This is a genomic window from Nocardiopsis halotolerans DSM 44410, assembly GCF_000341065.1.
Lineage (GTDB): Bacteria > Actinomycetota > Actinomycetes > Streptosporangiales > Streptosporangiaceae > Nocardiopsis > Nocardiopsis halotolerans.
In genome coordinates this window covers 1-5,597 of the sequence record NZ_ANAX01000341.1, presented here as the reverse complement: position 1 = coordinate 5,597, position 5,597 = coordinate 1, and the positions used below count along the sequence as shown (strand labels likewise).

Here is a 5,597-nt window from a genome sequence, read left to right as displayed (position 1 = left end):
GCGGGAGCCGATGGCGGGCGCGTCCTCGGCGGGTTCGTCGGCGGCCGGGGCGGCCCCGTGCCCGGGGTCGTCCGGGGGGTGCGCGGTCCCCTCGCCCGAGTCCTCCGCCGGGTGCTCCACCTTCCGGCCGCTGCCCACGCCTCTCCCCGCTCCCCTTGAAGGTCCACGACCACAGCTCCTGGGCCGAGGACCGCTGACCGGTCGTGCCCGCCAAACGCCCGTGGACACCACCGCAGGTTGTTTACCCTGCACTTCCACCTGGTACGCCTCGCGGCCCGGGATCGGGCACCCGACGGCAGATGAGCGTACAAGCCCTCCCCTGGCGACCCGCCACCCGGGAACGGGGATCGCCGATGTCCGAGCGCGGAACGTGTTCACGCGGTGTCGTCAAGCCTGCCGGTCGGGCAGGGTGGACGCAGCGCCCCACCCGTGACACGGGTAGGCCCACGGGGACCTACGCGCGACGCGCATCGACCTTCCGCGATCCCTCGGTCACGAGCCTAGCGGCACCCGGTCCCGGTGCACGTGCATTTCGGATGAACAGGGCGCCCGGAATCCGCGGGGACACCCGTGCGCGGGTGCCCGCGGGAGGGCCCATGGGCACACCCGACCCACCACGGAGAGTGATGGTGCAGGCTGTGAACTGGGCGGACGGAGAGGGGTCAGGAGCGCCGCTGCTGCCGCGCGGTGGTGTACAGACAGACCGCGGCGGCCGTGGCCAGATTCAGGCTTTCGGCCCCGCCGTAGATGGGGACGCTGACCGCGCCGTCGGTCAGGGCGACGGTCTCCTCGGGCAGCCCCCAGGCCTCGTTGCCGAACACCCAGCCGACCGGGCCGTCCAGGTCGCCCTCGTCGGCGACGGTGTGCAGGTCGCTCGGGCCGCTTCCGTCGGCCGCCCACACGCGCGCGCCCGCGTCGCGCAGGAAGTCGACCGCGCGCGCCACCGGGACGCCCACGACCACGGGCAGGTGGAACAGGCTTCCGGCGGAGGCACGCACGCACTTGCCGTTGTAGGGGTCGACGGAGGCGTCGGTGAAGATCACGACGTCGGCACCGGCCGCGTCGGCGGTGCGCAGCACCGTGCCGGCGTTGCCCGGATCCCGGACGTGGGAGAGCACGGCGGCGAGGCGGACGTCGCCGACCTCGTCCAGGGGGACGTCGACGAATCCGCAGACCGCGATGATCCCCTGCGGGGTCACGGTCTGGGCCAGCTCCGACATCACGTCCAGGCTGACCCGGTGGGTGGGGACGTCCGCCGCGCGGGCGGCGTCCACCAGGTCGATGTGGCGTTGCATGGCCTCCGCCGTGGCGTAGACCTCGACGACGCGCGGGGCGGTCCCACCGTGGTGGGACCGCCCGTCGACACCGGCCGCCGCGGCCAGGGCCTCACGCACCGCCTGCGGGCCCTCGGCGAGGAAACGCCGCTCGCGCTGGCGGAAGGTCCGCTTGGCGAGCCGCCGAACTCCCTTGATCCTGGGTGAGCGGATGCTCGTGAACTCGTGGCTCGCCATCACTCGCTCGCCTAGGCCGCGGCCTCGGCGGGGAGGGCCTTCTTGGCCGTCTCCACCAGGCTGGCGAAGGCGGCGTCGTCGTTGACCGCCAGCTCGGCGAGCATGCGGCGGTCGACCTCGACGCCGGCCAGCTTCAGACCCTGCATGAAGCGGTTGTAGGTCAGGCCGTGGGCGCGGGAGGCGGCGTTGATGCGCTGGATCCACAGACGACGGAACTGCCCCTTGCGGTCCTTGCGGTCCCGGTAGGAGTAGGTCATCGAGTGGAGCATCTGCTCCTTGGCCTTGCGGTACAGGCGCGAGCGCTGCCCGCGGTAGCCGCTGGCCCGGTCGAGGACGACCTTGCGCTTCTTCTTGGCGTTGAGAGCTCGCTTCACGCGTGCCACTGGAACTCCCTCGTTGTCTCTTCCGGCGCGCGCGGCGCGCCGACCGGCCCGGCTCAGCCCGGTGACCGTGTTGCTTGGGTGGTTTCCTCCCGGGGGCCGTCACCGTGCCGGGGTTACCGGCGCGCGGGCGCTTCCGGGGAGGGGGAGGGTTTCAGGACTACTTGCCGAGCAGCTTGCGCATGCTCTTGGTGTCCGCGGGAGAGAGCACCGCCTCGTTGCTCAGCTTGCGCTTGCGCTTGGAGGTCTTGTGCTCAAGGATGTGGTTCTTGTTGGCACGGCGGCGCATGATCTTGCCGGAGCCGGTGACCTTGAAGCGGTCCTTGGCCCCACTGTGGGTCTTGTTCTTCTTCGGCATGTCGCCGTCGTCTCCTCATCGGTCGGAGTGTCACGCGTCCGAGGACGGATGACACGGTTCTTCCGCTGTTGCGGCGGGACCCCCAGCGTGCCGCTGCGACGCATCCGGGCCGTGCGGGCACAGCCCTTCCCACCACCCGGCCCTCTCGCGGCGACCGGGCGGTGGGGGACATTCCCGTCGCTAGGCGCCCGAGCGCTGTTCGCGGCGGGACTTGTCCCCCGCCGCGGCGCGGGCCTCGGCCTTGTGCTCGGACCGCCGCTTGTGCGGGCCGATCACCATGACCATGTTGCGGCCGTCCTGCTTGGGCTGCGACTCCACGGTGCCAAGATCCTGGACGTCCTCGGCCAGCCGTGCCAGCAGGCGTCGGCCCAGTTCGGGCCGGGACTGCTCACGGCCGCGGAACATGATCGTCACCTTGACCTTGTCCCCGCTCTTGAGGAACCGCACCACGTGACCCTTCTTGGTCTCGTAGTCGTGCGGGTCGATCTTCGGGCGGAGCTTGATCTCCTTGATGATCGTGTTCGACTGGTTCTTGCGCGACTCGCGGGCCTTGACCGCGGACTCGTACTTGAACTTGCCGTAGTCCATCAGCTTGGCGACCGGCGGGCGCGCGGTCGGGGCGACCTCGACCAGGTCGAGGTCGGCCTCCTGGGCCAGACGCAGGGCGTCCTGCACGGAGACGATTCCGACCTGTTCACCGTTGGGTCCGACGAGACGGACCTCGGGCACCCGGATGCGGTCATTGATGCGGGGCTCGGCGCTGATGGGACCCCTCCCTAGCTTTGTCGATTACCTGGTCGTGTCGGGGTCCACATACAGCGAAACCCCGCCAGCGTATGCAAGCGGGGTGATCCGACCGGGTATTCCCGACGGGGCGTGCACACGCGCACCGCGCACCCCTTCCGGGGATGCTCGGTGAACAGAGCGCGACGCACTCGATCGCCGGGCCGGAACCTGCGCGAGCCGTACCCGGCAGGTGGGAGGATCATCTCCGCTTGCGGCTCCGGTGTGGAACACACCGGATCAAGTCGATACCTCATCATACCAGGGGTCGACACCCGTTCGACCCGCGCGCGTCCGCCCGGGCCGGCGCGCTCGCGCGGTCGTGCTCACACCAGCGCGGCACGGCGGGCCAACTCCGCCTCCCCCGCCTCGCGCATGGCCTCCACCGGCACCTCCTCGGCGCCGGTCATCACGCGGACCTGTGCGACGGCCTGGTGCAGGAGCATGGGGAAACCGCCGACCACACGACCGCCGCGCCCGGCGACGGCCTCGGCGGCGCGGGTGGGCCAGGGCGAGTAGACGACGTCGAACAGGTCGGCGCGCGAGGCGGCGAGCCGGTCGGCGTGGTGGTCGGCCGCGCCCGAGGGCAGGGAGGAGACCACCAGGTCCACGTCCAGGTGGGCGTCCAGGTCCGCGAGGGGCGCGACCTCCAGCGGGTGGCCCAGCCGACGCGCGGCGGCGGCCACCTCTCCGGTACGTGCGGTGTCGCGGGCCAGCACGGTGACCGGCGAGGTCAGCCCGAGGCTGCGCAGGGCCGCGAGCGCGGAGGCCGCGGTGGCCCCGGCTCCCAGGACGACCGCGCTGCGCGGGGCCTCCACCCCGGTCTCGGCCAGGGCTTCGGCGATCCCGACGACGTCGGTGTTGTGGGCGTGCCACGCACCGCCCCCGCGGACCAGGGTGTTGGCGCCGCCCACCTGGCGTGCCAGGTCGGTGACCGTGTCGGCCAGCTCCAGGGCGCGACGCTTGAGCGGCATGGTCAGGGACAGCCCGGCCCACTCCTCGCCGAGTCCGGCGAGGAAGGGCGCGAGCTCCTCCTCGCCGCACTCGCGCAGACCGTAGGACCAGTCGTCCAGGCCCATCGCGGTGTAGGCGGCGGTGTGCAGGACCGGTGAGAGCGAGTGGGCCACCGGTGAGCCCAGGACCGCGGCGCGTACCAGCCCCATGTCACCCTCCCTACCATTCGGCCTGGTTCTCGGCCACCATCTGGTTGTGCTCCTCCAGGGTGGTGGAGAAGCCGGTCTCACCGGTCTCGGGGTTGACCAGTGCGAAGAACATGTAGTCCACGTCGGCCGGTTCCAGGGCGGCCTCGATAGCGGACTGCCCGGGTGCCACGAACGGGCCGACGGGCAGCCCGACCCTGCCGTAGGTGCCGTAGTCCCCCGGGTCGTTCTTACAGGCGGTCTGCTGCTCCTCGGTCAGCGCGAGACCGTGGGTACCGAGCTCGTAGAAGCACGTGCTGTCCATTTCGAGCGGCCATCCCTCGGCCAGGCGGTTGTGCACGACCGCCGAGATCAGGGGCATGTCCTCCTCACGACCGCTCTCGGCCTGGACGATGGAGGCGATCGCCATGACCTCGTTGGCGTCGAAGCCCATTTCGGAGGCCTGGCTCTCCAGGTTGACCTCCTCCGCGACCCGGGTGTGCTGGGTCAGCATGGTCTGGATGATCGACATGGCGTCGGTGCCCGGGTCGAAACGGTAGGTGGACGGGAACAGGTAGCCCTCGGGGCCCTCGGTGGCGTACTCGGGCAGTTCCAGCTCGTCGGTCTGGGCGTAGGCCTCGTTCAGCTGGTCGACGCTGACGTCGGTCTGCCCGGCGATCTCCTCGAAGATCTCGGACGTGCGCAGCCCCTCCCGGACGGTGACGCTCGCGCCGACGCGGCTGGACGGGTCGAGCAGCGCGTCCACGGCGGCCTCGGCGCTCATCTCCCGGGCCAGGGAGTAGGTGCCGGGGACCAGTCCGCCGCCGGACTCCTCCAGAGCGGAGAGGAAGGCGTCCGTGCTGGCCACGACACCGGCGTCGACGAGGTTGTTCCCCACGACCGCGCCCGCGTCGCCGCTCTCGATGACGAAGGTGACCTCGCCGCTGCCCTGACCCTCGAAGTCGGCAGGGAGGAAGTAGGTGCGGACGACGAAGTAGCCGCCCGCGACGATCAGGAGCAGGAGCAGGACCAGGGCGATGACCATGCCCTTGCTCTTGCGGCGCTTCCTGCCGCCCTTGCCCGCGTTGGCGCGGGCCCTCTTGAGCTCCTTGGCCTTCTTACGGCTGCGGCGACCGCCGCCGTAGGCCTCGGCGATGTCGGCGAGGTTGGGCTCCTCGTACTCCTCGGGCTCCTCCTCCGGCTCCGGCTCCGGTTCCTCCCGACGGCCTCNNNNCCGCCGCGACGGCCCGAGGGCGCGTCGTCGGCCGCGGGCGCGCGGCGGGAACGGCGGGGACGGGGCTCGGGCTCCTCCTCGGGGGCCTCCTCCGGAGTCTCCTCGGAGTAGGCATCGTCGTCCTTCTCCGGGACCTCCGGCTCCGGCGGAACGTCGTCGACGGGGGCGCCCTTCCTGCGGCGCCCCCCACGG

At 71.5% G+C, this 5,597-nt stretch carries 6 protein-coding genes; all 6 read right to left on the bottom strand.

All coding sequences use genetic code 11. From position 1 onward, the window contains the following. Positions 1-662 precede the first annotated feature (662 nt). A complete protein-coding gene (locus D455_RS0125230) occupies positions 663-1,511 on the bottom strand; it encodes a TrmH family RNA methyltransferase (protein ID WP_026122964.1) in 849 nt (282 codons plus the stop codon). Positions 1,512-1,522: 11 nt separating this feature from the next. Beyond that, on the bottom strand, positions 1,523-1,894 hold the full coding sequence (rplT, locus tag D455_RS0125225; protein ID WP_026122963.1) for a 50S ribosomal protein L20: 372 nt from the start codon (positions 1,892-1,894) through the stop codon (positions 1,523-1,525). A gap of 157 nt (positions 1,895-2,051) precedes the next feature. Further along, positions 2,052-2,249: a 50S ribosomal protein L35 gene (gene rpmI / locus D455_RS0125220; RefSeq protein WP_017573445.1), complete on the bottom strand. Its 198-nt coding sequence runs from the start codon at positions 2,247-2,249 to the stop codon at positions 2,052-2,054. 180 nt (positions 2,250-2,429) lie between these two features. Continuing rightward, positions 2,430-2,996 carry a translation initiation factor IF-3 gene (gene infC, locus D455_RS0125215; RefSeq protein WP_338037835.1) on the bottom strand — a complete coding sequence of 189 codons (567 nt, stop codon included), beginning with the start codon at positions 2,994-2,996 and terminating at the stop codon, positions 2,430-2,432. A 362-nt stretch (positions 2,997-3,358) separates the two neighbouring features. After that, positions 3,359-4,195: a shikimate dehydrogenase gene (locus tag D455_RS0125210; protein ID WP_017573443.1), complete on the bottom strand. Its 837-nt coding sequence runs from the start codon at positions 4,193-4,195 to the stop codon at positions 3,359-3,361. Between the two features lie 10 nt (positions 4,196-4,205). Next, positions 4,206-5,216 (bottom strand): endolytic transglycosylase MltG, encoded by a 1,011-nt coding sequence (mltG, locus tag D455_RS0125205; RefSeq protein WP_017573442.1) that lies wholly within the window; start codon positions 5,214-5,216, stop codon positions 4,206-4,208. Between the last annotated feature and the right edge of the window lie 381 nt (positions 5,217-5,597).